The sequence below is a fragment of the Brevibacterium pityocampae genome, assembly GCF_039541555.1.
GTDB lineage: Bacteria > Actinomycetota > Actinomycetes > Actinomycetales > Brevibacteriaceae > Brevibacterium > Brevibacterium pityocampae.
Window position 1 is genome coordinate 479,206 of the sequence record NZ_BAABGL010000002.1, and the last position, 24,280, is coordinate 503,485.

The following is a 24,280-nucleotide window of genomic DNA, read 5'->3' on the forward strand; positions in this document are numbered from 1 at the left end:
CCCGCCCACTCGCAGCCGCCGCGCGGCCGGATCCAGGAGGACCCATGACCCATTCGTTCGACGAGGCGATCGCCCTCACCCCCGACGGCAGCGGTTCGGTGACCGCGCGCACCCACCCGGACTGGGCGAACATGGTCGGCCCCTACGGCGGGGTCACCGCGGCCGTCGCGCTGCGTGCGGTGCTCGAGCATCCCGAGGTGCAGGGCCGCCCGGCCGCCCTCACCGTGAACTACCTGGCGCCGATCGCCGACGGCGAGTACACGCTCACCGCCGTCCCCGTGCGCACCAACCGCTCGAACCAGCACTGGACGATCACCGCGACCCAGGAGGGCAAGACCCTGCTGACCGGGACCGCGCTGTTCGCGCAGGTGCGCGAGACCTGGTCCGACACCGAGGCGGACTTCCCGCAGGTGCCGCCGCCGGCCGAGGTGGCGCCGCGGCCCGGCGCGCTGCCGCTGCCGTGGCTCAACCGCTACGAGATGCGCGTGATCGACGGCGAGATCCCGGAAGGTCCCGAGCAGGCCCGTGCCGATTCGGCGACCCAGCAGTGGTTCCGCCACGCCGAGCCGCGCGGCTGGGACTTCCCGGCGCTCGCCTCGGCCTGTGACGTGTTCTTCCCGCGGATCTTCCTCCGCACGGGTGAGCGCGCCCCGGCCGGCACCGTGAGCTTCACCGCGTACTTCCACGCCGGGGCCGAGGAGCTCGCCGCGCAGGGCGAGTACCTGCTCGGCGTGGCGCAGGGCTCGCGGTTCGGCCACGGGCTGTTCGACCAGGCCGCCCAGATCTGGGGCGAGTCCGGTGACCTGCTCGCCACCACGCACCAGCTCGTGTACTACAAGTGACACCCGTGCGCTGCGTATTACGCAGACGCAGTCGACCCCGGGTGCCGTCGTCCGCGATGACGGACGGGCGGCGTGCCCGGGGTCGAGTTGAGGCCCGCTGTCGGCCGGCGGCCGCGCACCCGGGTGGGCATGCGGCCGCCGGCGATCAGCTCGGGCGGTGGGGGAGGTAGACCTCTTCGAAGAGCTGTGCTGCGAACGGCGCGTAGTCGAAGTCATCGGCGTTGTACCACTCGTCGAGCGAGTCGAAGTCGCCGCCCTCCTCGTAGCCGATCTCCTCGGCCACACCGCTCCACTTGTCCGCGGCGTCCTTCATGCGCTGCGAGGCGTCGGAGCCGATGAGCCCGTCCTCCTCGACCTGCGCGATGAGCTCGTCGTTCGTCTCCTTGTACTTCTTCTCCGCCTCGGGATCGAGCGGGGCCATCTCGCCGCCGGCCTCGCGCAGCTGCTTGACGCCTGCGGCGTTGCCTTTGGCGATGACCTCGGAGCTCGCGATGAACCCGCCCTCGCCCGCGTCGAAGATGATCTGCTGGTAGGCGAGCGGGAGGTTCTGGAAGTTCGAGCCGGCGAGCATCGCGCCGGCGCCGCGGCTCGACAGGCTCGACTCCGGGGAGGCGTAGGAGACGTTCGGGGCGATCTCGAGGAGACCGGCCTCCTCCGAGGGGAGCAGCTGGGCGAGCGTGCAGTCGACGGTGCCGCGCTGGATCGCCTCGAACACCTCGACGTACTCCATCGACACCGGGGTGGCGCCGAGGTTGCTCGCCACCTTCTCGAGGGAGACGCTGGGGATGCGGACCTGGCGGCCCTTCCAGTCGTCGAGCGTGGTGCCGGAATCCGAGCAGATCGCGTGGTGGTTGCCCGTGCTCACCACGGGGGTCAGCGGAACGATGCCCTGCTCCTCGTATCCCTGGAGGATCTCCTCGGAGTTCCACGCCATGTCGATGATCGCGGCGTTGCCCACGAGCTCGCCGACGACGGGGGAGTTCGGCAGCCCGGCCGAGGTGGTGGCCAGCGCGTCGAACGCCGGGTAGGTCGACGGGTCGTAGATGGGCAGGGCGTAGGAGACATCGATGCGGCCGTCGGACAGGGCATCGTCGATCTCGGAGTAGCCGGCGATCGCCTGTGCCCAGATGACCTCGACGGTGATCTTCCCGCCGGAGCGCTCCTCGACGTACTCCTTGAAGTCGTGGGCGGACTGCGCGGACACCGAGTTCGGGCCCTGGGCACCGGCCTGGTAGACGATGTTGACCGGGTCGAGCTCGGAGAGCGCGGCGTCGACGTCCTCCTGCGAGGCGCCGTAGTCGAATCCGCTGCCGCCGCCCTCACCGCCTCCGCCTCCACCGCCGGCGCTGCCCGCGCAGGCGCTCAGGGCGAAGGTCGCGGAGGCCGCGAGTGCGGCCAGGGACAGGAATCGTCCGTGTCGAACAGTGGTCATGGGGTTCCTCCTCGTCGAGGGACTCTCGCGTGGCACGCTGCCCGTCGATGGTGCCGGGTGCGTGGTGCGGTGGTCGATGCAGGGGCCCACAGCTGTGTGAGCTCCCTCATATATACCACCGCCGGCGGTGGTTCTTGAGGTTGACGTCAGATTTGCGAGGCCCCGGTCGGCGGCTCGGGTGTGTCCGGCAGTCGGCGCGTGCGGCGGCGACGGTCTTCGGATACCGGTCAGCTCCCGGCCTGGGCGCGCTCGGACAGGCCAGGACGAGTCGTCGCAGATGCCTGTGCTCCCGCTGGTGGAGCACCTCGGAATCCGGGGAGGCGACAACAGACCTCGGAGCGCACGGTGGGCCCCGTGGGGATCGAACCCACGACCCGCGGATTAAAAGTCCGCTGCTCTACCAACTGAGCTAGAGGCCCGAACGGCGGCTCCAGCGCGGAGCCGGCCGTTCAGCGCACGAGCGTGCGCGAGTCAAGTCTAATCCGCGCGCGAGCCCCCGCCCAATTCCATCCGTGGACGCCTGCCCACGCTGCACCGGCCGAATCGGTAATGTTGCACGGGCCCACATCGACCGTGCGCCGCATAAGCCCGGGCCCGCAGACCACGAGCGGACGAGCAGCGGACCACGAGCGGAACACGAACGAGCGGAGGCGGTGGAACATGGCCCACGACCGCACGGACCCCGCGCCCGCCGACCCGCGCGGCACCTGGCGCCTCATCGCCGCGCTCGCCGTCGCGAGCACGGGCGGCTCGTTCATGCAGACGCTCGTCATCCCCATCCAGAACCACCTCCCCGGCCTCCTCGACGCCTCGCGCGCCTCGACCGCCTGGGTCCTCACCATCTCCCTCGTCGCCGCCGCCGTGACGACGCCGATCTCCGGGCGCCTCGGCGACCTGTTCGGCAAGCGCACCGTCGCGCTCGCCCTCATCGGGCTGCTCATCCTCGGCTCGCTCGTCGCAGCACTGTCCACCGGCCTGGTCGGGCTCCTCGTGGGCCGGGCGCTGCAGGGTGCGAGCATGGGCATCATCGCCGTGGCGATCTCGATCCTCGGCGACCACCCCGACCCCCGCCGCAGCACCACCGGCATCGCGATCGTCAGCGCGAGCCTGGGGTTCGGCGGGGCGCTCGGTCTGCCGCTCAGCGCCTGGGTGGTCCAGCTCGGCGACTGGAAGCTCCTGTTCTGGGCCTCCGCGCTGCTCGGGGTCATCACCTTCCTCGGCATCCTCGCCGCTGTCCCGGCCTCGCCGGGCACCCACCAGCGCGTCGACGTGCTCGGCGCGATCGGGCTGGCCGCCGGCCTGTCCGGCATCCTCATCGCCGTGTCCCAGGGCCCGGTCTGGGGCTGGGCCTCGGCACCCACCCTGGGCCTCGGGTTCGGCGGGGTCGCGGTGCTCCTGGCCTGGGGTGTGTTCGAGCTGCGCGTGGCGGAGCCGATCGTCGACCTGCGTCTGCTCGCCCGCCGCCGGCTCCTGCTCGTCAACCTCGGCTCGATCGCGCTCGGCTTCTCCTTCTTCGTCATGGAGGTCGCCTTCATGCAGATGCTCGAGCTGCCGGCCGACACCGACGCCGGGCTCGGCCTCACGATGCTCGGGGGGAGCCTCGCACTCGTCCCCGGCGCGCTCGCGATGATGGCGCTCGCCCCGGTCTCCGCCCGGCTCATCCGCGGCCTCGGCGGGCACATGGCGACCGGCATCGGGGCGCTCACCATCGCACTGGCCTACGGCTACACCCTCGTGTGGCACGACGCCGTGGGGCACCTCGTGCTGTCGAGCACCGTGCTCTGCGCGGGTCTCGCCCTGGCCTACGCGGCCATCCCCACGCTCGTCATGGCCGAGGTGCCGCGTTCGGTCACCGGCTCGGCGAACGGCGTCAACGCCCTCATGCGCAGCGTCGGCACGAGCAGCGGGGCCGCGGTCACCGGCATGGTGCTCGCCGCGACGAGCCAGAGCCACGCCGGGGCCGAAGTGCCCGCTCTGTCCGGCTTCCTCGTCGTCTTCGCGCTCGGCCTCGTCACCGCGCTCGCATGCCTCATGCTCGTGTGGGCCGCGCGCCGCTCCCACTGACCCGGCTCTGCCGGTAACCCTGCAGGCCCCGGGCCAGAACGCCGTCGACCTGCCGTTCATGCTCGATCCTCGGTGGGAGAAACGGGCAGGAGCGACAGGTCGATGGACGGCGGTGCTCAGCCGGGCGCGGGCCCCGGCACCCTCAGCGGAGCACGGGATCCAGCCGGCTCAGAGGCGGGCGTCGGGGTGGTAGGTGCGGGGCGCCTCGTCCGCGGTATCCGGGTCCGCGGAGCCGGTGTGGGCGACGATGTCCGGCCCGCCCCGGCCGTCACTGCCCTTCCGACCGGCGTCGCCCTTCCGACCGAAGCCGCGGCCCTTGCGGCCCTTCCGTCCGCGCTCGGCCTCCTGCTCGTCGACGACCTCGCCGTCGATGACCTCCCCGGCGCGCTTCTTCTTCAGCCGGAGCACGTTCTTGAGCCCGCCGACGATGTTCGCATCGCGGCGCGGCGTGCTCACCTGCGGGTCGAGCTCGCGCTCGAAGTTCACCGGGAACGGCCCGAACGCGGTCCGCGCATGGTCGACGACGGTGTTCGCCATCGTCCGGTTGACCACGGCCCCGACCACCGCGCCGACCCCGAACGGCAGGATCCGCCCGACGAACGAGCCGCTCGCCTTCGCCGCGTACTTCTTCAACAGCATCTTGCGCATCCGGCGGGTGAGCGAATTCATCATCGACGCCGGCAGCTGCTTGGTGACCATCTGGCCCCAGTTCGCGGTCACCGCGGGTCCGGTGCCGCTGGCCTGACCGGCGAACTTCTTCACCAGCTCCCGCCCGGACTCCCCGAGCATGAGGCCCATGACGAGCACGTTCGCGCGCTCCGGATCCCGCACCGGGAGCCCGTGGAGCTCGGCGACGGCCTGCGCGTAGAGCGCGGAGCCCTCGAGGAACCCGGCGGTCTCGACTGCCGCCACACCCATCGCCGCACCGGTGCGGATGCCCGGCACCACGGCGGTCGCACCGACCGCGGCCCCGCCGCCGGTGGTGAGGTTGACGTAGTGGCTGCGGACGATCTCGGCGATGTCGGCCGGAGTCGCCTCCGGGTGCCGACGCCGCAGGCTGCGGAGGTAGGCGAGCACGATCGGGCGCTGCACGCTCAGCAGCCTGCGCACCCCGCCCTCGGCCTTGGGGTGGAGCGTGCCGTCCTCGTTGACCATCATCCCGGCGGCCCGTCCGAGCCCGGCATTGACCACTGCGTTCTTCACCATGGGAGTTCCTCTCTCGCGCGCTGCGGGCCCCGTGACCTGCACGGGGGATACCCACAAGCGGCATTGTGAAGTCTGACGCCGGTGCCCAGTCTACGACCGTGCCCGCGCCCCCGCTCCGATCCAACTCCCAGCGCCGGCGGGGAATAGCCGTGCGGTGCCCCCGCACTACACTGGACGGCGATGTCCAACCCACCGCGTCACCACAAGCCGCGCATGATGCCCGACCTCGAGCACCTCGCGCCCCAGCCCGACCCGGCCGCCCGGGCCGAGGCGGCGCACGCCACCGCCGCGCTCCTCGTCGGCACCCGGGACGGGGAGCGCGATGCCGCTGCGACCGCCCGGTTCGTGCAGCTCGCCGACGAGGTCGGGCTCGAGGCCGTCGCCGAGATCTGGTCGACCGCCCCCGCCGTGTCCCTGCCCGGTGCGCTGTGGCGCCTCTACGCCCTGCGCGACTGGATCCGCCGCTCCCCGCAGCAGGCCGCCGCCTGGTTCGCCGCCGGGCGGGAGGGTCACACCGTCGCCGAGGTGATCGCCGGGGTGGAGGCACCGCCGGGACCCGATGCGGTCGCCCGCGCCGCCGATGAGATCCTCGCCGGGGCCTTCACCGGCGACTTCGCGATCGCCCTCGCCCGCGCCTCGGCGTTCGTCGAGGTCGCCGCGCGCGGCCGGGTGCTCACCGGGGACACGGGGACGGGGGCCGAGCAGTTCGAGAACCTCGCCCGCGACCTCGCCGGCGCGGCCCGCGCCCACCGGATCGGGCGCCTCGGCTGAGCGGGCCCGGCGCGGTCGGCTGCACCGTCGCACTGGTCGACCACGCTCCGTCGGTCGGACCGCACCTGCGCGCATTGGGTTTCCTCGGCCCGGACTGTATCCTGCTGACGTGGCCCGCAAGGGTCGCACCGGGTGCCGGACCGCTGAAGCCCCGGGCTCCAACATCAGCCGCTTCGAGCGGCCTACCGCCGAGAGGCGCTCTCGGTCCGGCACCCACCCCTCCCCAGCGCCGCCGAACGAGGAGAACCGCGTGCGATTGCGCCGAGTCCCCCGGGAATCGCAGTTCTACGAGCTGTTCATCGAACTCGCGGAGCACCTCCAGGACGGCAGCCTCGTCCTCGCCGAGCTCTCCGGCATCCCCGTCGACGAACGCCGTGCGGCCGCCGGGCGGATGCAGGAGATCTGCGATGCCGCCGACGCCTCGGCCGGGGCCGTGCTGCGCCGCCTGCGGGAGAACTACGTCACCCCGCTCGACCGGGATGATCTGTACCTCCTCTCCGACAGCCTGCGTGTGACGTGCCACGCACTCGACGCTGTCGGCTTCGCGATGACGTCCTCGGCGTTCGACGACCTGCCGGTCGGTGCGCTCGAGATGCTCGCGCTGCTCTCCACCCAGGCCGACCAGACCCTGCGGATGACGCAGCGGCTGCGCGGCAAGACCGACCAGTGGGAGTACGTCGAGAGCATCGACACGCTCTACCACCGGGCGGTCGGCCTCCAGCAGCGGGTGTCCGACGCAGTCCCGGCCTCCCGCCGCGGGCTCACCTACGCGATGGCCGCGATCCAGCTCTCCGCCGCCTTCGTCCAGGCCTCCCGCTCCTTCAAGGAGATCGCCCGCGTGATCGGGACCATCGCGGTCAAGGAGTCCTGAGGTGGAGCTGCTGTTCGCGGCGGTGATCGTCCTCGTCGTCGCGTTCGCGTTCATGAACGGGTTCCACGACGCCGCGATCACCGTCGGCAACGCCGTCGTCCACCGTGCGCTCACCCCCCGGCTCGCGCTCGCCCTCGCCGCGGTCTTCAACTTCATCGGGGCGCTGCTCGGGCAGGGCATCGCGCAGGTCGTGGCGGAGAACATCATCGAGCTCCCGAGCGACCACCGCGACATCCTCCTCATCGTGTTCGCCGGCGTGCTCGGCGGGCTGCTGTGGAACATCGCGACCTACCTCGCCGCCCTCCCGGTGTCCTCGACGCACTGTCTGTTCGGCGGGCTGATCGGTGCCGGGCTGGTGTTCGGGGCGAGCTCCTCCGGGCACGAGCTGTTCACCTCGGTGCTCGCGCCCCTCGTCCTCACCCCGCTCGTCGCGTTCGTGCTCGCGATGCTCGCCATGCGGGCGATGGCCGCGTTCGGCGGGTCGCTCGCCACGAAGCCGCTGTTCCGCCGCAGCCGAATCATATCGAGCGTGCTCGCCGGGGGGCTGTCCCTGGCCCACGGCATCCAGGACGCGCAGAAGTCCGCGGCGATCATGATGGTCGCCGTGCTCGCCTACACGACCTCCGCACCGGTGGGCCTCGAGGCGTTCTCGATCGACTGGCCGGTCCGGATCACCATCGCCGTCGCGCTGGCGCTCGGCACCTTGGTGAGCGGCTGGCGGATCGCCCGGACGCTGAGCGTGCGGATGGTCGACCTCGACCCGGTGAAGGCGGCGGTCTCGGACTTCACCTCGACGACCTTCATGTACATCACCGCCCTGATGCTCCGGGTGCCGGTGTCGATGAGCTTCATCGTCGTCGCCGCGAACCTCGGCACCCAGTTGGGCGGCCGCCGGGCCTCGGTGCGGATGCGCTACCTCATGCCGGTCGTCGGCTCCTGGCTGCTGAGCCTGCCGGCCGCCGGGCTGCTCGCCGCTCTCCTCGCCCTCCCACTCCTCGCCCTGCGCGCCTGAGCACGGGGGCTCCCGGCAGGAGTGTGGTGGTTCCGTCCGAGAGTGGTGGTGTTGATGGTGGCATTCTCCCTCGGAACCACCACACTTCCCGAGGCGTGCGCGGGGGGCCGAGGTGCGCGCCGGGTGCCGAGGCGTGCGTCGGGATGAATGCGGACTGCCGCGCAGGACTGTCGTCGGACAGCGCTGCGCGGCAGTCGTGGCGCGTCGGATCCCGGGCGGAGTTCAGTTCCGGGACACGGGCCTCAGCTCAGCCGAAGCGACCGGAGATGTAGTTCTGGGTCTCCTCGTTCGCCGGGTTGGAGAAGATCGTGCTCGTGTCGTCGTACTCGATGAGCTTGCCGGGCTTGCCGGTGCCGGCGATGTTGAAGAACGCGGTCTTGTCCGCCACGCGCGCGGCCTGCTGCATGTTGTGCGTGACGATGACGACCGTGTACTCCTCCTTGAGATCGTTGATGAGGTCCTCGATCGCGAGCGTGGAGATCGGGTCGAGAGCGGAGCACGGCTCGTCCATGAGGATGACATCGGGCGAGACGGCGATCGTGCGGGCGATGCACAGACGCTGCTGCTGACCGCCGGACAGACCGGAGCCGGGGCGGTCCAGGCGGTCCTTGACCTCGTTCCACAGGTTCGAACCGCGCAGGGAGCGCTCGACGATGTCGTCGGCCTCCGAGCGCGACATCCGCGCGCCGTTGAGCCGGTGGCCGGCGAGGATGTTGTCGCGGATCGACATCGTCGGGAACGGGTTGGGCCGCTGGAACACCATGCCGACCATCGCGCGGACGTTGACCGGGTCCACGCCGGGGGCGTAGATGTTGTCGCCGTCAAGGAGCAGCTCACCCTCGGCGTAGGCGCCGGGGATGACCTCGTGCATGCGGTTGATGGTGCGGAGGAAGGTGGTCTTGCCGCAGCCGGACGGACCGATGAACGCGGTCACCGAGCGCGGCTCGATGTTGATGTTGACGTCCTCCACCGCAAGGAACTTGCTGTAGTAGACGTTGAGGTTACGGGCGTCGATGCGCTTGGACATGAGATCTCTTCCTGGGATTCAGTCGGACCGCGACTCAGCGGCCGGTCTTCTTGGGCGCGAAGGCCTGGGCGATGATGCGGGCGATGAGGTTGAGCACCATGACGATGATGATGAGCACGAGGGCCGCGGCCCAGGCGCGCAGAGCGGAGGGCTCCGCCGCGGACGGAGCGGTCGGGTTGACGAGCTGGCGGTAGATGTAGACCGGCAGGGCGGTCATCCAGCCGGAGAACACGTTCCAGTTGACCGTGGCCGCGAAGCCCGCGGTGACGAGGATCGGAGCGGTCTCACCGGTGACGCGGGCGATCGCCAGGGTGACGCCCGAGGCGATGCCGGACATCGCAGTGGGGAGCACGACCTTGAGGATCGTGCGCCACTTGCGCACGCCGAGCGCGTAGGAGGCCTCGCGGAGCTCGTTGGGGACGACCCGCAGCATCTCCTCCGTCGACCGCACGACCACGGGGATCATGAGCACCGACAGTGCGATCGCGGCCGTGAGGCCCATCTTCACCATCTGCAGCTGTGCCGGGCCTTCGCCGATGAACGTCGTGATGAACAGCTGCACGGCGGCGAAGGCGAACAGGCCGGCGACGATCGACGGGATGCCCGTCATGACGTCGACGAAGAACGTGATGGCCTTCGAGAACCAGCCGCCGCGGGAGTACTCGACGAGGTAGATCGAGGCCATGAGGCCGATCGGCACCGAGATCAGCGTGGCGATCGCGGTGATCGCCACCGAGCCGATGAGGCCGTGGAGGAAGCCGCCCATGAGCGGGGCGCCCTCATTCACCGTGGCCTGGTCGGAGGCGCCGGTGACGCCGCCCATGTCGACCCACAGCATGTTCGGGTTGGCGAGCAGGGTCGGCAGGCCCTGGCCCACGACGGTCCAGATCACCGAGATCAGGGGGAGCAGCGCGACGAGGAACGCGCCCCACACGAGGTTCTTCCACAGGCCGTCGGTCGCCCGGCGGCGGTTCTCCACGACGAGGGTGACGATGTACATCGCGATGACGTAGAACACGCCAGTGAGGATGACGAAGCCGGGCCAGTTGAATCCGCCGCTGAGCACCGCGGTGACGACCCCGGCGAGGACGAGCGCCCCGACGAGCACGGCGATCCAGGTCCACGCGGGCTTCTGGCCGGCGGTGAGCGCGTTCTTCTTCTTGACCTGCGTGCGCGGGTCCGGCGCTGCGGTATCGGTCGTCTTCATCAGTTGGCTCCCGAGAATTCCTTGTGGCGGCTCACGATCCAGCGGGCGATCATGTTGACCACGAGGGTGATGATGAACAGCATGAGGCCGGCTGCGATGAGCTCCGACTGGCGCATGCCGAAGGCCTCGGGGAAGTTGAGCGCGATCTCCGAGGGGATCGTCGCGTTGCGGCCCGAGGTGATGAGGCTGAGCGAGAACACACCGGGCGACAGCACGAGGGTGACGGCCATGGTCTCGCCGAGAGCGCGGCCGAGGCCGAGCATGACGGAGGAGATGATGCCGGCACGGGCGAACGGGAAGACGGTCATCTTGATCATCTCCCAGCGGGTGGCGCCGAGCGCGAGCGCCGCCTCCTCGTGGAGCTTGGGCGTCTGGATGAAGATCTCGCGGCACAGCGAGGTGATGATCGGCAGGATCATCACCGCGAGCACGACGCCCGAGGTGAGCAGGGTGCGTCCGGTGGTCGAGGGGTCCCCGGCGAAGAAGGGGATGAAGCCGAGGTTGTTGTGCAGCCACCCGTAGATCGGCACCATCGAGGCGGCGAGGAAGGTCATGCCCCAGGCGCCGTAGACGACCGAGGGGATCGCGGCGAGGAGGTCGATGACGTAGCCGACCGGGGTGGCGATCTTCCGCGGCGCGTAGTGCGAGATGTAGAGCGCGATGCCGACGGCCACGGGGGTGGCGAGGATGAGCGCGATGATCGAGGCGAGGACCGTGCCGCCCATGAGGGGCAGCACGTACTGGCCGAAGGTGTCGGCGCTCTCGATCGAGTCGTGGTCGGAGAAGACCTGGGGCCAGAGCGCGGGGAGCGACTCGGTGACCAGGAAGATGGCGACGAATGCCAGCACCAGGAGGATGATGACGCCGGCGGCGAGCGCGGTGTTGGAGAACACCTTGTCACCGGCGGCCCCGCCGCGGGATCTCTTGAGAGCCGAACCCTTCTTCGGCTCTGCAGAAGCTGTTTGAGTCACGATGACTTCCTCGGTTTGCCCCGGTCGGCGCTGATCCGCTCACGGGTGGGTGGAACGACAGGGCGGCGATCGATGTGCAACCTGCGCAATGCAGCCACCGGGTCAGATGGAGCTGTGACCCGGTGGCTGCATCGTCAGTGATCGCCGCAGGTGGTGGACACTATCAGCCCTGGACGCCGATCGCATCGATGGACTGCATGGCCGCATCGCGGGTGCCGGCGGAGATCGGAGCCGATCCCGCAGCGCCCTCGGCCTCGGACTGGCCGGCCTCGGAGACGACGTAGGTCGCGAAGGCCTTCGCGAGGTCCGCGGTCTCCTGGTCCTGGTACTGCTTGCAGTAGATGTGGTACGACACGAGGACGATCGGGTAGACGCCGGCTTCCTCGGTGTCGCGGTCGAGCTCGACGGAGCCGTCCTCGGCCTGCTCGGCCGACTCGACGGCCTGCGCGGCGGCATCGGCGGAGTACTCGACGTACTCCTCGCCCACGCCCACGGCCACGGTGCCGAGCTCGCCGACCTGCGAGGCGTCGGCGTAGGTGATGGCACCCTCGGTCGAGTTGGTCAGCGACACGACGCCGGAGGTCTGCTGGGCGGACTCGGCGGCGATGTCGGAGGGCCAGGCCTCGACGACGTCGTGGGTCCAGGAGTCGGGTGCGGCGGCGGCGAGGTACTCGGTGAAGTTCTCGGTGGTGCCCGAGTCGTCGGCGCGGTGGACGACGGTGATGTCCAGGTCGGGGAGCTCGACGCCCTCGTTCTGCGAGGCGATGGCCTCGTCGTTCCACTTGCTGATCTCACCGGTGAAGACCTTGGCGATGGTGTCGGCGTCCATCTTCACGGCCTCGGAGACCTCGGGCAGGTTGTAGGCCACGGCGACGGGGGAGATGTAGGCCGGGACGTGGAAGACGCCCTCGGGGCCGCAGATCGACTCGGCCTGGCTCTTCTCGTCGTCGTCCATCGCGGCGTCCGAGCCGGCGAAGGAGTACTGGCCGTTGAGGAAGCCCTCGCGGCCCGAGCCGGAGCCCACCGGGTCGTACTGGACGGTGAGGTCGGCGTGCTCGCCCTTGACGCCCTCGACCCAGGCGGTCATGGCCGATTCCTGCGAGGAGGCGCCGCCGCCGATGAGGGTGCCGGCGATCGAGCCGCTGTCGCCGCCCTCTCCGCCTTCACCTCCGCCGTTGGAGCCGCCGTTGGAGCCGCCGCAGGCGGACAGGGTCAGGGCGCCGACGGCGAGGAGAGCCGCAGCAGGAGCAAGTCGCGTGATCTTCACGAAGATGCCTTTCGTCGAGGAGCTTCAGACCGGGGCAGCGCCCCGCGTACATCCATACGCTAGGAGCGATGCGTGACCGTGAGGCCCTCGGAAGGTGAACGGACGGTAAACGGGGGCACAACTCGGCCGCCAAGTGCTGAGGCGTTGATCACAGTCGGTGATCCGCGCCTCGCAGCTCTCCTCACTCCCTGATCCGGGGCCGTGCCCGAGGCGGCCGCTCAGGCGTCGATCGGTCGGTACCGCTCGAACTCGACGATCCGGGGAACCGGCCCGGGCCGGACGTATGCGACGAGGATCTCTCCGGGGTTCATGTACGGGTCCTTGCCCGGCAGCCGCTCGGCGAGCCCGGCCGGGGCGTGCTCGGCGAGCGTGGTGAGCACCGTCGGGAGCACGGGGCGGTGGGTGCACAGCACCGTCGGCCGGCCCTTCTCGAGGATCTTCTCCAGGGTCTGCGCGGTCTTCTTCGGCTTCGCCGCGTTGGCCTTCTCGCTCAGCGGCCCGGCCGTCCTGATGCTCTTCCCGGCCGAGGCGGCGTAGGGCTTGAGCGTCGCCACGCAGCGCTTCCACGGGCTCGACACCACGCGCTTGATGCGCCACGCGGCGAGCAGGCCGGTGAGCGCCATGGCCTGCCGGGTGCCGAGTGCGAGCAGCGGCCGCACGTGCTCGGTCTCGTGCCATTTGGAGCGGGGGAACGCCTTGCCGTGGCGCACGATGATGAGCGCCCAGGCGCGCAGCGCGCCGGTCGAGTGCGCGTGCTCGAGCCGGTCGAGCTGCTCGCGGTCGGCGAACCGGGTGAGCTTGCCGCGGGCCACGCCGGCCGGGAACCACTCCGCGCGGTCGATCTCTTTGGGGTTGTCGGGCCGCGGTCGCTTCTCGCTCTTCACCTCGGCCGCCCAGTAGCTCACGTGCTTGGTCAGGGACCGGCCCACGGTGTAGCGGGCCGAGGGCATGGGCAGGCCGAGGTGGATCGGGTACCCGGTCTCCTCCGCGACCTCGCGCACCGCGCACTCCGGCAGCGTCTCGCCCTTGTCGACCTTCCCCTTCGGCCACGACCAGTCGTCGTAGCGGGGCCGGTGGACGAGCAGCACCTCGAGGCCGCTCGCGCCCTCGCGCCAGCACACGGCGCCGGCAGCGAGCACATCGGCCTGGAGGCGGGCGGACTCCTCGGCGTTGGTGACTGCGCTGGGACTCATGCGCGGTCCACCGCCCGGCGCCGGTGGTGCCGGCGGATGAGCTCGGACTGGTAGTCGGTGAGCGGCTCCCCGTCCGGGCCGCGCGAGTGCCGGGACCAGATCCCACCGGCGCCCAGGTGGAACGAGGAGGTGGTCGGGGCGAACGCGAGGTCGAACAGGCCGTCGACCTCCGCGATGTGCTCGGCGGCGGACAGCCGCACGAGCGCCTCGACCCGGCGGTCGAGGTTGCGGTGCATGAGGTCGGCCGAGCCGATGTAGGCGACCATCCGGTCGCCGGTGCCGAACACGAAGATCCGCGAGTGCTCGAGGTAGCGGCCGAGGATCGAGCGCACCGTGATGTTCTCGCTCAGCCCCGGGATCCCGGGGCGGATGGCGCAGATGCCGCGCACGAACAGCTCGATCCGCACCCCGGCCCGCGAGGCGAGGTACAGGGCATCGATGATCGGCTCGTCGACGATCGAGTTGACCTTGATCCGGATCCGCCCCTCACACCCGGCCCGGGCGTGCTCGGTCTCGGACTCGATGAGCTCGATGAGGCCCGCGCGGACCCGGTTGGGGGCGACGAGGAGCCGGGAGTAGTCGGCGTGCGGGGCGTAGCCGGAGAGCTGGTTGAAGAGCTTGGTGAGGTCCTGGCCGACCTCCGGGTCGCGGGTGAGCAGTCCGAAGTCCTCGTACCCGCGGGCCGTCTTGGGGTGGTAGTTCCCGGTGCCCACGTGGCAGTAGCGCACGAGCCCGGTGGATTCCTGGCGGATGACGAGGCAGAGCTTCGCGTGGGTCTTGAGGCCGACGATGCCGTAGACCACATGCACCCCGGCGCGCTCGAGCTTGCGCGCCCAGGTGATGTTCGCCTCCTCGTCGAAGCGCGCCTTGATCTCGACGACCGCGAGCACCTGCTTGCCGGCCTGGGCGGCGTCGACGAGCGCGTCGATGATCGGGGAGTCGCCCGAGGTGCGGTAGAGGGTCTGCTTGATCGCGAGCACCTTGGGGTCCGCGGCCGCCTGCTCGAGGAACGCCTGGACGCTCGTGGAGAACGAGTCGTAGGGGTGGTGGAGGAGGATGTCGCGCTCGCTCACCGCCTCGAAGATGTCGACCTGCTCGGAGGTCTCCGCCCGCGACAGGTCCCGGTTCATCGCCGGGACCGCCTTGGGGAAGTGGAGATCGTCGCGGCTGATGTCGGTGATCTCGGACAGTCCGCGGAGATCGAGCGGGGTGGGCAGCTCGTAGATCTCGGATTCGTCGATGCCGAGCTCGCGGGTGAGGATCTCGCGCACCCGCGGGTGGAGGTCGTCGGTCACCTCGAGGCGCACGGCCGGTCCGAAGCGGCGGCGCAGCAGCTCCTTCTCGAGGGCCTTGAGGAGGTTCTCCGCGTCGTCCTCCTCGACCTCGACGTCCTCGTTGCGGGTGACCCGGAACAGCGAGTGGTCGACGATCTCCATGCCCTCGAACAGCCGGTCGAGGTGGGCGGCGATGATCTCCTCGAGCGCGATGAACCGCGCCGGGAACTCCGGGCTCACCTGCCGGGAGTCCGCGGTCTCCGAGACGTTGATGAACCGGGGCAGCACCTGCGGGACCTTGACCCGGGCGAACAGCTCCGCCCCGGACTGCGGGTGCCGCAGCAGCACGCCGAGGTTGAGCGAGAGCCCGGAGATATAGGGGAAGGGGTGCGCGGGGTCGACGGCGAGCGGGGTGAGGACGGGGAACACGCGGGACTCGAAGAACTCGTCGACCTTCGCCCGCTCGTCGGCGGTGAGGTCGGCGATCGACACGGAGAAGATCCCCTCGGCGTCGAGCTTGGGGCCGATGTCGGTCTTGAGCAGCTCGGAGTGGCGCTCCATGAGGACGTGCGCGTGCTTGCCGAGCGAGCGCATGACGGCCCGCGGCTGGGCGCCGGTGATCGACGGCACAGCGAGCCCGGTGGCGATCCGGCGCTTGAGGCCGGCGACGCGGACCATGAAGAACTCGTCGAGGTTGGACGCGAAGATGCTGAGGAAGTTCGCCCGCTCGAGGAGCGGGATCGAGGTGTCGGCGGCGAGCTCGAGGACCCGCTCATTGAACGCCAGCCAGCTGAGCTCGCGATCGAGGAACCGGTCGGGCGGAGCGGGCAGCTCGTGCTCGAGCCCGAAGGCCGATACGTCGTACATTCAGGACTCCTGTGCGGTGGCCGGCGGTGCGTAGCTCACGTGGACGATCGTGTGGACGAAGCCGAGCGACTCGTAGAGGCGGCGCGCCGGGGTGTTGTCGCTCTCGACGTAGAGCTCGACGACCTCGGCCCCGGAGCCGACGAGGTGGTGCATGCCGGCGACGGTGAGGGCGCGGCCCACCCCCGAGGCGTGCACGGCGGGGTCGACGCCGATGACGTAGACCTCACCGGTGGCGGCGCCGGAGGGGTGGTCGCGGTGGAGCTTGGTGTGGTGGAAGCCGATGACCCGGTCCTCGCGCTCGGCGATGAGGACGTCGGCCGGGACGAACCCGGGCGCGGTGACGATCGCGTCGAGATCGGCGCGCGTCTGCCGGCCCTGCTCGGGGTGCCAGTCGAAGGCGGCGTTGTTCACCCGCAGCCACTCGTCCTCGTCGCCGGGGGCGAACGGGCGGATCGTCACCCCGGCCGGGGGTGCGGGCGCAGGCAGGTCGAGCTCGGCCACGGGGTCGGTGCGCAGCTGCAGGAGCTCGCGACCGCGGGTGTAGCCGAGCTCGGCAGCGAGGTGGGCGGCGGCCGGGTGGTCGCCGTGCGACCAGAACCAGGCCGGTTCCTCGGCGGCGGCGAGGTCGGCGTCCATGGTGCGCACGAGGTCCCCGCCGAGTCCGGTGCCGCGCACGGCCGGGGCCACGGTCGCCTCGGCGGCGCCGCGCTCCCCCTGGGCCGCGGCGACTCCGAAGCCCAGGAGCTCCGCACCGTCGGTCGCCGTCCACATCCGGGTGCCGGCGGCGGGCTGCGCGAGCGCCTCGAGGAGCCCGTCGGACAGGGGTGGGGAGCCGTCGGCCCGGGTGGCGGCGGCGAGCAGGGCTGGCAGGGTGTCCGGCGCGGCGGTCGCGGGGCGGATCTCAGGCGCTGACATCGGTGTCCTCCGGTGAGTGGATGGGGGAGGCGAGGGCCACGACCGGCTCGGGGGCCGCCGGGGGGCTGAAGCGGTATCCGACGTTGCGCACGGTGTGGATCGCGGACTCGAGCTCCGAGCCGAGCTTGGCGCGCAGGCGCCGGATGTGGACGTCGACGGTGCGCGTGCCCCCGTAGTAGTCGTAGCCCCACACGTCCTGGAGCAGCTGGGCGCGGGTGAAGACGCGGTCGGGGTGCTGGGCGAGGAACTTGAGGAGCTCGAACTCCTTGTAGGTGAGGTCGATCGGGCGGCCGGCGACGGAGGCGGTGTAGCTGCCCTCGTCGATCACGAGGGAGCCGGCGACCACGGGGGAGTCGGCGGGCTCGCGGGGCACCGCGCGCATCTCCGCCAGGCGCAGGCGGGCGTCGATCTCCGCCGGTCCGGCGGTGGTGAGGACGATGTCGACGGCGTTCCAGCTCGGATTGGCCGCGGCGAGGCCGCCCTCGGTGAGGACGATGATGAGCGGCAGATCGATGCCCACCGTGGCCAGCCGCGAGGCCATGGTGGGAGCGAGGCCGAGGTCCCCGGTCGCATCGAGGAGCGCGACGTCGGCCGGTGGGGCGGCGAGCAGGGACGCCGGGTCCGGGCATGCGGAGTGGACGGTGTGCGGCAGGTAGTCGAGTGCGGGCAAAGCAGCGCAGTCGCGTCCGTGGCCCTCCGGGGCGATGCCCTGGCCCTCCGGGGCGATATGGAGTATGCGCACGCTGTCGGCACCTCCTGCATCGAACCTGTCCTGGCCCTGGCGAGTATACCGGGCGGCCCGGTCGCCTCACCTGCCGGACCGGCGGGCGGGACGGGTGCCGGGGCGGTCGCCCGGGTCGAGCGGATCCGGGCTCCGGTGTCGGCGTGCCGACGAGCACCGAATACCGCCTGCGCCGGCGGTTTGGCAGGATGGGGGGATGATGCGTTGGATCCGGATCGTGGTCGCCCTGTGCCTGACGGCGGCCCTCGGCGTCTCCATCTACTTCGGCATCATGCCCTTCGCGCTGGCGTGTCTCGTCGTCGTCGCGGCGCTCGCCTACGGCTGGCCCCGCCTCACCGACTCCCCGCAGCCGCGCGCGACCACGCTCATGCTCCTCGTGCTCGGCGTCGTCGGCATGGCCACGGTGTGGTTCGCCCCCACCGCGCCGTACCTCGACTGGCTGCCGATCGTCGCCGGCGTCGGCCTGCTCTGGGCCTTCGTGCAGAACCTCGTGCGCGGGATCGGTGCCTCGCACGCGGTCGTCAACGTGTCCGCCCAGGTCGCCGGGCTCGTCATCGTGCTGTCGGCGGCCAGCTGGGTCGGGGCGATCCAGGTGCCCGGGGACAAGGAGGCGGTGATCGTCGGCCTCGTCGCGATCCTCCTCGCCCAGGCGGCGACCGTGGTGCCCTGGCCGCCGCGCTACACCTCGCCGCTGGCCCTGCTCCTGGCCGTGCTCGGCGCCGCCGTGACCGCGACGATCATGGTCGACGGCAGCCTGAACCTGTGGGGCGCGGTGGGCCTCGGCTTCGCCATGGGCCTGCTCGTCGCCGCGACGGACCGGATCCTCGGCCTCGTCGCCCGCAGCCGCCTGCAGACCCGCGAGCTGCGGAAGGAGCGGCGCCGGGACAAGGCGCGCCTGCTCACCGTGCAGATGGCACTCGGTGCGGCACCGATCGCGCTCGGCGGGATCGTCGTCTACGTCATCGAGCGGATCCTCCTCTTCCGCTGAAGCGCGCGCTGCCCGTTCGAGGTGCTCTCCGACGTCCCGCTGAGGTGCGCGCTGCCCGCTCGAGGTACTCACCGACACCTCGCGGCGCCCGCCCCCGCAGACCGGCGGCGCGCCCCGTCCCGAGCCTCGTCCGACCTCGGGAGATACCGTGCGCGCGGTGGGGCCGATGGGTACAATGGGCGCCATGGACAACCTCGTGATGCTCGAAATCATCTTCACCGCGCTCGTCGCGCTCGCCGGTCTCGGTGCTGCCGGGGTGGCCGTCAAGGTCATCACCAACCTCTTCAAGACCCCCCGCTGACCGCATGCCGATCGAACTCGACCCGGACCTCCAGCCGGAGCTCGTGCCGCTGTCGTGGCTGCTGGGCTCCTGGGAGGGCGTGGGCGTGGTCGGGTACCCGGGCACACCGGAGCGGCAGTTCGGCCAGCGCATCGACTTCGTCGCACCCGCTCGGGCCCCGTTCCTCCACTACACCGCCCAGGCCTGGCTGCTCGACGAGGACGGCCGCCCGGCGGACACCCTGACCCTGGAGACCGGGATCTGGCAGCTCGTCCGGCCGCGGCGCGAGTACGACGCCGGCCCCGGCCTCATGGTCCCCACCGAGGAGTCCCCCTTCACCACGGCGGAATCCGTCGAGGGCCTGCGGGGCGCGGACGGCGACTTCGAGATCGAGGTCGAGATCGCCCACCCGCACGGCGTCATGGAGCTCTACGCCGGCCGGGTCGCCGGCCCCCGGATCGACCTCGCCACGGATGTCGTCGCCCGCACCACCACGGCGAAGGAGTACACCGCTTCGACGCGGATGTACGGCCTCGTCGACGGTGAGCTCATGTGGGCGTGGGACATGGCCGCACTCGGCCAGGACATCACCACGCACGCTTCGGCCCGCCTCAAGAAGGTCTCCTGATCCCCTCCTCGGAGATCGGCGCTCGTCCGGCTCGCCGGGCGCGTACCCGCGCGGTCGCCCTCGTCCTCGCCGTCGTCCTGCTCGCACTCATCGCGTTCGCGGCCCTGACCACGGTCCGGGTCAACGCGCTCATCGGCCATCTCGAGGCCGCCTCGGCCGCCGCCGAGGACTACATGATGGCCCTCGCCGAGGATCCTGCGGCGCTGCCCGGCCACCTCGACCGCGCCCGGTCCGAGCTCGATCAGGCCGAGGCGGAGCTCGCCGAGGTGCCGCTCGCCCAGCTCACCGCCGTCCCCTGGCTGGGCCGCAACCTCACCGCCACCGCGACCGCCGTGGACCAGATGCAGGTCCTCACCGAGGAGGTCGCCCCCGTCCTCAGCGACGCCGCCGTGCTCCTCGACTTCGAGACGCTGCGCCTGCGCGACCCGGGCAGTACGGTGGGCGAATGGCGCACGACGATCGAGGACTCGGTGGACGTCATCCGGGCCGCCCCCGGCGCGATCGATCGGCTGGGCGAGGTGCGCACGGCGATCTCGGAGATCGACACCGACGGCCTGCTGCCGGCGGTGCGCGATGCGATCGAGGAGCTCGAGCTCGCCCTCGACGACGCCTACGGCCGGGTGGCGCCGGTCCGCAAGACCTTCAGCGATCTGCAGGAGCGGGTCCGGGACGGGATCGAGAACTTCGATCTCCTCGACCTCATCCGCAACCTCGTGTGAGCACCCCGGTGCGACACCCCGCAGCGAGACCGAGAGGAGCACGACGATGACCCAGCACCCCGCCGCCCCCGAGGAGCGCGAGCCCCGAGCCCCGACCGGTGCGCAGGTGCCGCAGGCCGAGGCGCCGGCTCCCGCTCCCGTGCTGCCCAACGTCCTGCGCTTCCCACGCTCGAGCGCCGTCATGGGGGAGGGCGCGCACGCCGGGGAGGTCGCCCACTTCGGCGGCCCGCTGCGCGAGCAGCGCCTGCTCGCGCAGGGTCGCGCGGTCGCGGACCTCCAGGCCGTCCGCGTCCTCACCCTGACCGGGCCCGACGCCCTCAGCTGGCTCAATTCGCTCACCACGCAGAAGATCGACACCCTGCGCCCCGGACAGTCGACGGAGACCCTCGTGCTCTCGCCCACCGGGCACATCGAGCACTGGCTGCGCATCCACGACGACGGGGAGCGCCTGTGGCTGCTCACCGACGGGGACGCCGCGGCCGCGCTCGGCTTCCTCGAGTCGATGAAGTTCATGATGCGCGTCGAGCTCGCCGACGTCTCCGCCGACTACCAGTGCCTGGGCTTCGACGCAGCCCGCCTCGAGGCGGCCCGCCCCGATGCCGAGCGGTCCGGGGGCCGGGCCGGCGGTGGGGGCCCGGCCGGGCAGGCGGCCGGCACGGACCGGGCCCAAGCCGCGCCCGCCTCGGCCGCGGTGCCCGGCGGCCTGCCCGCGGCGATCGTGTGGGCCGACCCGTGGCCGGAGATCGGTGAGGGCTCGGCCTCCTACGCCGCGCTCGACCTCGGAATGCCCGTGGCCTCGCCGGAGCACCCCGGCGGTGAGCACGCGTTCCGGATCGCGGTGTGCGACCGGGCCGCGCTCGCGGACTGGGACCCGGCCGCCGCCGGCCTCGAGGTCGTCGGCCGCGACGCCTGGGAGGCGCTGCGGATCGAGGCCTGGCGGCCCGGTCTGCCCGAGGTCGACCACAAGTCGCTCGTCGGCGAGCTCGACGTGCTCCGCACCGCCGTCCACCTCGCGAAGGGCTGCTACCGCGGTCAGGAGGCCGTCGCGCGGATCCACAACCTCGGACAGCCGCCCCGGCGCCTCGTGTTCCTCCACCTCGACGGCTCCGCCCACGCCCTGCCGGCCCCCGATGCCGAGGTGCGCGCGGAGGTCCGCGGTGCGGTGCGCGCGGTGGGACGGATCACCTCGGCCGCCCTCCACCACGAGCTGGGTCCGATCGCGCTCGCCCTCGTCAAGCGCAGCCTGCCGGTCGACGAGCAGCTGCTCGTCGAGGTCGACGGCGGAGAGGTCATCACTGCGGCCCCCGAGCCGATCGTCGCCGCGCAGCGGGAGAACCGGTCGGGTGTGCCGAAGATCAACCGGGACGTCGACCAGCGCCACCGCTGAGACACGGTGCCGGGAGTCGGCGCGGCCGCCGGGTGATCATCGTCACCCGCTCGGCGTGGGGCGCGAGCAGGCGTCCGGTCGGTTCGGGACCGGGCGCCCCGCCCCGTCTTGCGGCAGGGTGCCGGGGTATGACAACCCTGCCGGAATGGGTCTAATGTGCCCAGTATGAGCACCTCAGAGCTGGGCGGCACCGCGCTGCCGCAGGAACGCAGAATCGTCACCGAGATCCCCGGCCCCAGGTCGCAGGAGATCGAGGCCCGTCGCACCAAGGCCGTCGCGGCCGGTGTCGCCTCGAGCCTGCCGGCCTATGTGGTCGCCGCCGGCGGCGGCATCCTCAAGGACGCCGACGGCAACCAGATCATCGACCTCGGCTCCGGCATCGCCGTGACCACGGTCGGCAACTCGAACCCGCGGGTCGTCGAGCGGGCCGCCGCGCAGCTGTCGGCCTTCACCCACACCTGCTTCATGGTCAACCCGTACGAGGGCTACATCGAGCTCGCGGAGAAGCTCAACGCGCTCACCCCGGGCGGCTTCGACAAGCGCACCGTGCTGCTGAACTCCGGTGCGGAGGCGGTGGAGAACGCGGTGAAGATCGCCCGCGCCCACACCGGTCGCGACGCCGTCGTCGTGTTCGACCACGCCTACCACGGCCGGACGAACCTCACCATGGCGATGACCGCGAAGGCCCATCCCTACAAGGCGGGCTTCGGCCCGTTCGCCGGCGAAGTCTACCGCGCCCCGATGTCCTACCCCTACCGCGACAACGACGCGGCCGGCACCAAGGTGTCCGGTGAGGACGCGGCGAAGCGCGTGATGACGATGATCGACAAGCAGATCGGCGCGGACAACGTCGCGGCGCTCGTCATCGAGCCGATCCAGGGCGAGGGCGGCTTCATCGTCCCGGCCGAGGGCTTCCTCCCCGCGCTCGTCGAGTACGCGCGCGCCAACGGCATCGTGTTCGTCGCCGACGAGGTGCAGGCCGGTTTCGCCCGCACCGGGAAGATGTTCGCCAGCGAGTGGGAGGGCATCGAGCCCGACCTCGTCACCACCGCCAAGGGCATCGCCGGCGGTCTGCCGCTGTCGGCCGTGACCGGCCGCGCGGAGATCATCGACTCGGTGGGCGCCGGCGGACTCGGCGGCACCTACGGCGGCAACCCGACCGCGGTCGCCGCGGCCCTCGGCGCGATCGAGGCCTACGAGCAGGACGACCTTGTCGCCCGCGCGCTGCAGATCGGGGAGATCATCACCGAGCGCGTGGTGCGCCTGCAGACCGAGCACCCGGAGGTCGGCGACATCCGCGGCCGCGGTGCGATGCAGGCGATCGAGCTCGTCGCCAGGGATTCGATCGAGCCCAATCCGGACCTCGCGAAAGCCGTGGCGGCGTACGCGGCGAAGAACGCCGTGCTCGTGCTCGTCACCGGCACCTTCGGCAACGTGCTCCGCTTCCTCCCGCCGCTGACCATCAGCGACGAGCTCCTCAACGAGGCCTTCGACGTCCTCGAGGAGGCCTTCGCCGACGCCCTCGGCTGAGCCCGCCCCGCACCGCCGTCAGGTGGTCACAGATCCACGATTCCGCACCTCCGAATCAGGGATCTGTGACCACCTGACGCGTTTCCAGTGCGCGCTCGAGCTTTCCCAGCCATGTCGATTCCGGGGTGGTGGAGGTGATCCGGATGACGAGGTACCCGATGTCGCGGAGATCGTCGTAGCGCTCGATGTCGTAGTCCCACTGGCCCTTCTTCCGGTGGTGGCGTCCCTCGTACTCGAGCACGACCCGCTCCCGGCGGTATCCGAGGTCGGGGAAGACGTGATGGCCGGAGGCGAGCCGGATCTCCGGGTGCACCTCGGGCTCGGGCAGGCCGGCCCGCACGATGGTGAGCCGCACATCGGTCTCCTTCGGGGAATCGACGTCGGCTCGTGCGCTCGCCGCGGCGTCGACGAGCGTCCGCTTGCCGGTGTAGCGGTGCTGCGTGGCGACGAATGCGCGGAGGTCGTCGATCGTCGTCATCGGCGGGCCGTTCCATCCGCCCACGATCGCATCGCAGACCCGCACGAGGGTCCACCGGTCGAGCAGACCGGCCAGTTCGAGCAGCACGTAGGCCGGATGATTCAGCTGCAGGTCGTGCACCGATCGGGCCAGGAGCCGGTCGCTGCGATGACCGATCGTGTTCCGCATCCGGGTGCGGTTCCCGGTCGCTCGCGTGAGGACATGGAGAGCGCCCCCGCGGTGGCGCGCCGGCAGCGGCAGGCCGTAGAGTTCCGCAGCGGTGAGCGAGCAGAACACCGCTGCGGGATGCACTGCCGCGAGCTGTCGGGCCCGCCGATAGGTCTCGATCCACCCGTCGTCGACCCACTCGGGGACGAGCACGGTCTCGCTCGAGGACGCGGATTCGTGAGCGCCGTAGATGCTGCGTTCGGCCAACGGCGTCGAGTCGAAGAAGTACGGGGTGTGGCCGGTCTCTTCCGCAGTGGAGCGGGTGATGATCCGCGGCAGTTCGAGCGGAGTCGCGCGGATCGGTGCGGCGCGGCGTCGGTGCATGAGGGGTCCTCCGGGGGAGAGCAGGCGGCGGTGCGGGTGCCGGACCGCCGTCGTTCGGGAGTGCGGCCGGGCCTGTTC

General features: G+C 71.2%; 21 protein-coding genes and 1 tRNA gene. 10 read left to right on the forward strand and 12 right to left on the reverse strand.

What is annotated here, in order from left to right:
* The first annotated feature begins 44 nt into the window (after positions 1–44).
* A complete protein-coding gene (locus tag ABD883_RS02535; protein WP_247423470.1) occupies positions 45–842 on the forward strand; it encodes an acyl-CoA thioesterase in 798 nt (265 codons plus the stop codon).
* A gap of 145 nt (positions 843–987) precedes the next feature.
* Here the strand turns inward: ABD883_RS02535 and ABD883_RS02540 are convergent, their stop codons facing one another.
* Together ABD883_RS02540 and ABD883_RS02545 are read right to left on the reverse strand one after the other, a co-directional pair.
* The gene (locus ABD883_RS02540; RefSeq protein WP_345029582.1) at positions 988–2,274 is read right to left on the reverse strand and encodes a type 2 periplasmic-binding domain-containing protein; all 1,287 of its coding nucleotides are present in this window, start codon (positions 2,272–2,274) and stop codon (positions 988–990) included.
* A gap of 346 nt (positions 2,275–2,620) precedes the next feature.
* Positions 2,621–2,693 (reverse strand) — tRNA-Lys (locus ABD883_RS02545).
* 241 nt (positions 2,694–2,934) lie between these two features.
* Here ABD883_RS02545 and ABD883_RS02550 point away from each other — a divergent pair.
* Positions 2,935–4,338 (forward strand): MFS transporter, encoded by a 1,404-nt coding sequence (locus tag ABD883_RS02550; protein WP_345029584.1) that lies wholly within the window; start codon positions 2,935–2,937, stop codon positions 4,336–4,338.
* Between the two features lie 168 nt (positions 4,339–4,506).
* Here the strand turns inward: ABD883_RS02550 and ABD883_RS02555 are convergent, their stop codons facing one another.
* Positions 4,507–5,544, reverse strand: coding sequence for a hypothetical protein (locus ABD883_RS02555; protein ID WP_137318845.1), 1,038 nt, complete (start codon positions 5,542–5,544; stop codon positions 4,507–4,509).
* 180 nt (positions 5,545–5,724) lie between these two features.
* Here ABD883_RS02555 and ABD883_RS02560 point away from each other — a divergent pair, with 180 nt between their 5' ends.
* From ABD883_RS02560 to ABD883_RS02570, 3 genes are all read left to right on the forward strand, one after another.
* A complete protein-coding gene (locus ABD883_RS02560) occupies positions 5,725–6,315 on the forward strand; it encodes a hypothetical protein (protein ID WP_247423433.1) in 591 nt (196 codons plus the stop codon).
* A gap of 250 nt (positions 6,316–6,565) precedes the next feature.
* The gene (locus ABD883_RS02565) at positions 6,566–7,186 is read left to right on the forward strand and encodes a DUF47 domain-containing protein (protein ID WP_137318846.1); all 621 of its coding nucleotides are present in this window, start codon (positions 6,566–6,568) and stop codon (positions 7,184–7,186) included.
* 1 nt (position 7,187) lies between these two features.
* Positions 7,188–8,198, forward strand: coding sequence for an inorganic phosphate transporter (locus ABD883_RS02570; protein WP_137318847.1), 1,011 nt, complete (start codon positions 7,188–7,190; stop codon positions 8,196–8,198).
* A gap of 247 nt (positions 8,199–8,445) precedes the next feature.
* Here the strand turns inward: ABD883_RS02570 and pstB are convergent, their stop codons facing one another.
* The 8 genes from pstB to ABD883_RS02610 all read right to left on the reverse strand — a co-directional run bounded on the left by pstB (position 8,446) and on the right by ABD883_RS02610 (position 17,661).
* Positions 8,446–9,225 (reverse strand): phosphate ABC transporter ATP-binding protein PstB, encoded by a 780-nt coding sequence (pstB, locus tag ABD883_RS02575; protein WP_137318848.1) that lies wholly within the window; start codon positions 9,223–9,225, stop codon positions 8,446–8,448.
* 34 nt (positions 9,226–9,259) lie between these two features.
* A complete protein-coding gene (gene pstA, locus ABD883_RS02580; RefSeq protein ID WP_247423428.1) occupies positions 9,260–10,432 on the reverse strand; it encodes a phosphate ABC transporter permease PstA in 1,173 nt (390 codons plus the stop codon).
* Complete coding sequence (gene pstC, locus ABD883_RS02585; protein WP_247423426.1) at positions 10,432–11,403, reverse strand: phosphate ABC transporter permease subunit PstC; 972 nt, start codon at positions 11,401–11,403, stop codon at positions 10,432–10,434. Before pstC ends, pstA begins: the two co-directional genes overlap by 1 nt.
* Before the next feature lie 163 nt (positions 11,404–11,566).
* The gene (locus ABD883_RS02590) at positions 11,567–12,670 is read right to left on the reverse strand and encodes a phosphate ABC transporter substrate-binding protein PstS (protein ID WP_345029591.1); all 1,104 of its coding nucleotides are present in this window, start codon (positions 12,668–12,670) and stop codon (positions 11,567–11,569) included.
* Positions 12,671–12,888: 218 nt separating this feature from the next.
* Complete coding sequence (locus ABD883_RS02595) at positions 12,889–13,863, reverse strand: NUDIX hydrolase (protein ID WP_137318852.1); 975 nt, start codon at positions 13,861–13,863, stop codon at positions 12,889–12,891.
* Positions 13,860–16,004 carry an RNA degradosome polyphosphate kinase gene (locus ABD883_RS02600; RefSeq protein WP_345029594.1) on the reverse strand — a complete coding sequence of 715 codons (2,145 nt, stop codon included), beginning with the start codon at positions 16,002–16,004 and terminating at the stop codon, positions 13,860–13,862. Before ABD883_RS02600 ends, ABD883_RS02595 begins: the two co-directional genes overlap by 4 nt.
* Positions 16,005–16,919, reverse strand: a complete 915-nt coding sequence (gene mshD, locus ABD883_RS02605; RefSeq protein ID WP_345029596.1) for a mycothiol synthase — start codon at positions 16,917–16,919, stop codon at positions 16,005–16,007. It abuts the gene before it with no gap.
* The gene (locus ABD883_RS02610; RefSeq protein WP_425548411.1) at positions 16,906–17,661 is read right to left on the reverse strand and encodes a response regulator transcription factor; all 756 of its coding nucleotides are present in this window, start codon (positions 17,659–17,661) and stop codon (positions 16,906–16,908) included. Before ABD883_RS02610 ends, mshD begins: the two co-directional genes overlap by 14 nt.
* A 196-nt stretch (positions 17,662–17,857) precedes the next feature.
* Here ABD883_RS02610 and ABD883_RS02615 point away from each other — a divergent pair, with 196 nt between their 5' ends.
* The 5 genes from ABD883_RS02615 (at position 17,858) to gabT (ending at position 23,193) form a co-directional block, all read left to right on the forward strand.
* Complete coding sequence (locus ABD883_RS02615) at positions 17,858–18,649, forward strand: ammonia permease (protein ID WP_137318855.1); 792 nt, start codon at positions 17,858–17,860, stop codon at positions 18,647–18,649.
* A gap of 305 nt (positions 18,650–18,954) precedes the next feature.
* Entirely contained in the window at positions 18,955–19,557 is a 603-nt protein-coding gene (locus ABD883_RS02620) for a nitrobindin family protein (RefSeq protein ID WP_345029599.1), read from the forward strand.
* Complete coding sequence (locus tag ABD883_RS02625; RefSeq protein ID WP_345029601.1) at positions 19,488–20,276, forward strand: hypothetical protein; 789 nt, start codon at positions 19,488–19,490, stop codon at positions 20,274–20,276. Before ABD883_RS02620 ends, ABD883_RS02625 begins: the two co-directional genes overlap by 70 nt.
* 46 nt (positions 20,277–20,322) lie before the next feature.
* Positions 20,323–21,663: a CAF17-like 4Fe-4S cluster assembly/insertion protein YgfZ gene (gene ygfZ, locus ABD883_RS02630; protein ID WP_345029603.1), complete on the forward strand. Its 1,341-nt coding sequence runs from the start codon at positions 20,323–20,325 to the stop codon at positions 21,661–21,663.
* Positions 21,664–21,828: 165 nt separating this feature from the next.
* Positions 21,829–23,193 (forward strand): 4-aminobutyrate--2-oxoglutarate transaminase, encoded by a 1,365-nt coding sequence (gene gabT, locus ABD883_RS02635; RefSeq protein ID WP_295690214.1) that lies wholly within the window; start codon positions 21,829–21,831, stop codon positions 23,191–23,193.
* Positions 23,194–23,248: 55 nt separating this feature from the next.
* Here the strand turns inward: gabT and ABD883_RS02640 are convergent, their stop codons facing one another.
* On the reverse strand, positions 23,249–24,202 hold the full coding sequence (locus ABD883_RS02640) for a hypothetical protein (protein ID WP_137318858.1): 954 nt from the start codon (positions 24,200–24,202) through the stop codon (positions 23,249–23,251).
* Between the last annotated feature and the right edge of the window lie 78 nt (positions 24,203–24,280).

Bases quoted from the DNA above. Each gene is read 5' to 3' on its own strand.
- mshD (WP_345029596.1), bottom strand. From the start codon at position 16,919: ATGTCAGCGCCTGAGATCCGCCCCGCGACCGCCGCGCCGGACACCCTG.
- pstB (WP_137318848.1), bottom strand. From the start codon at position 9,225: ATGTCCAAGCGCATCGACGCCCGTAACCTCAACGTCTACTACAGCAAG.
- ABD883_RS02600 (WP_345029594.1), bottom strand. From the start codon at position 16,004: ATGTACGACGTATCGGCCTTCGGGCTCGAGCACGAGCTGCCCGCTCCG.
- gabT (WP_295690214.1), top strand. From the start codon at position 21,829: ATGAGCACCTCAGAGCTGGGCGGCACCGCGCTGCCGCAGGAACGCAGA.
- ABD883_RS02555 (WP_137318845.1), bottom strand. From the start codon at position 5,544: ATGGTGAAGAACGCAGTGGTCAATGCCGGGCTCGGACGGGCCGCCGGG.
- ABD883_RS02550 (WP_345029584.1), top strand. From the start codon at position 2,935: ATGGCCCACGACCGCACGGACCCCGCGCCCGCCGACCCGCGCGGCACC.
- pstA (WP_247423428.1), bottom strand. From the start codon at position 10,432: ATGAAGACGACCGATACCGCAGCGCCGGACCCGCGCACGCAGGTCAAG.
- ABD883_RS02560 (WP_247423433.1), top strand. From the start codon at position 5,725: ATGTCCAACCCACCGCGTCACCACAAGCCGCGCATGATGCCCGACCTC.
- ABD883_RS02640 (WP_137318858.1), bottom strand. From the start codon at position 24,202: ATGCACCGACGCCGCGCCGCACCGATCCGCGCGACTCCGCTCGAACTG.
- ygfZ (WP_345029603.1), top strand. From the start codon at position 20,323: ATGACCCAGCACCCCGCCGCCCCCGAGGAGCGCGAGCCCCGAGCCCCG.
- ABD883_RS02615 (WP_137318855.1), top strand. From the start codon at position 17,858: ATGATGCGTTGGATCCGGATCGTGGTCGCCCTGTGCCTGACGGCGGCC.
- ABD883_RS02535 (WP_247423470.1), top strand. From the start codon at position 45: ATGACCCATTCGTTCGACGAGGCGATCGCCCTCACCCCCGACGGCAGC.
- ABD883_RS02595 (WP_137318852.1), bottom strand. From the start codon at position 13,863: ATGAGTCCCAGCGCAGTCACCAACGCCGAGGAGTCCGCCCGCCTCCAG.
- ABD883_RS02620 (WP_345029599.1), top strand. From the start codon at position 18,955: ATGCCGATCGAACTCGACCCGGACCTCCAGCCGGAGCTCGTGCCGCTG.
- ABD883_RS02540 (WP_345029582.1), bottom strand. From the start codon at position 2,274: ATGACCACTGTTCGACACGGACGATTCCTGTCCCTGGCCGCACTCGCG.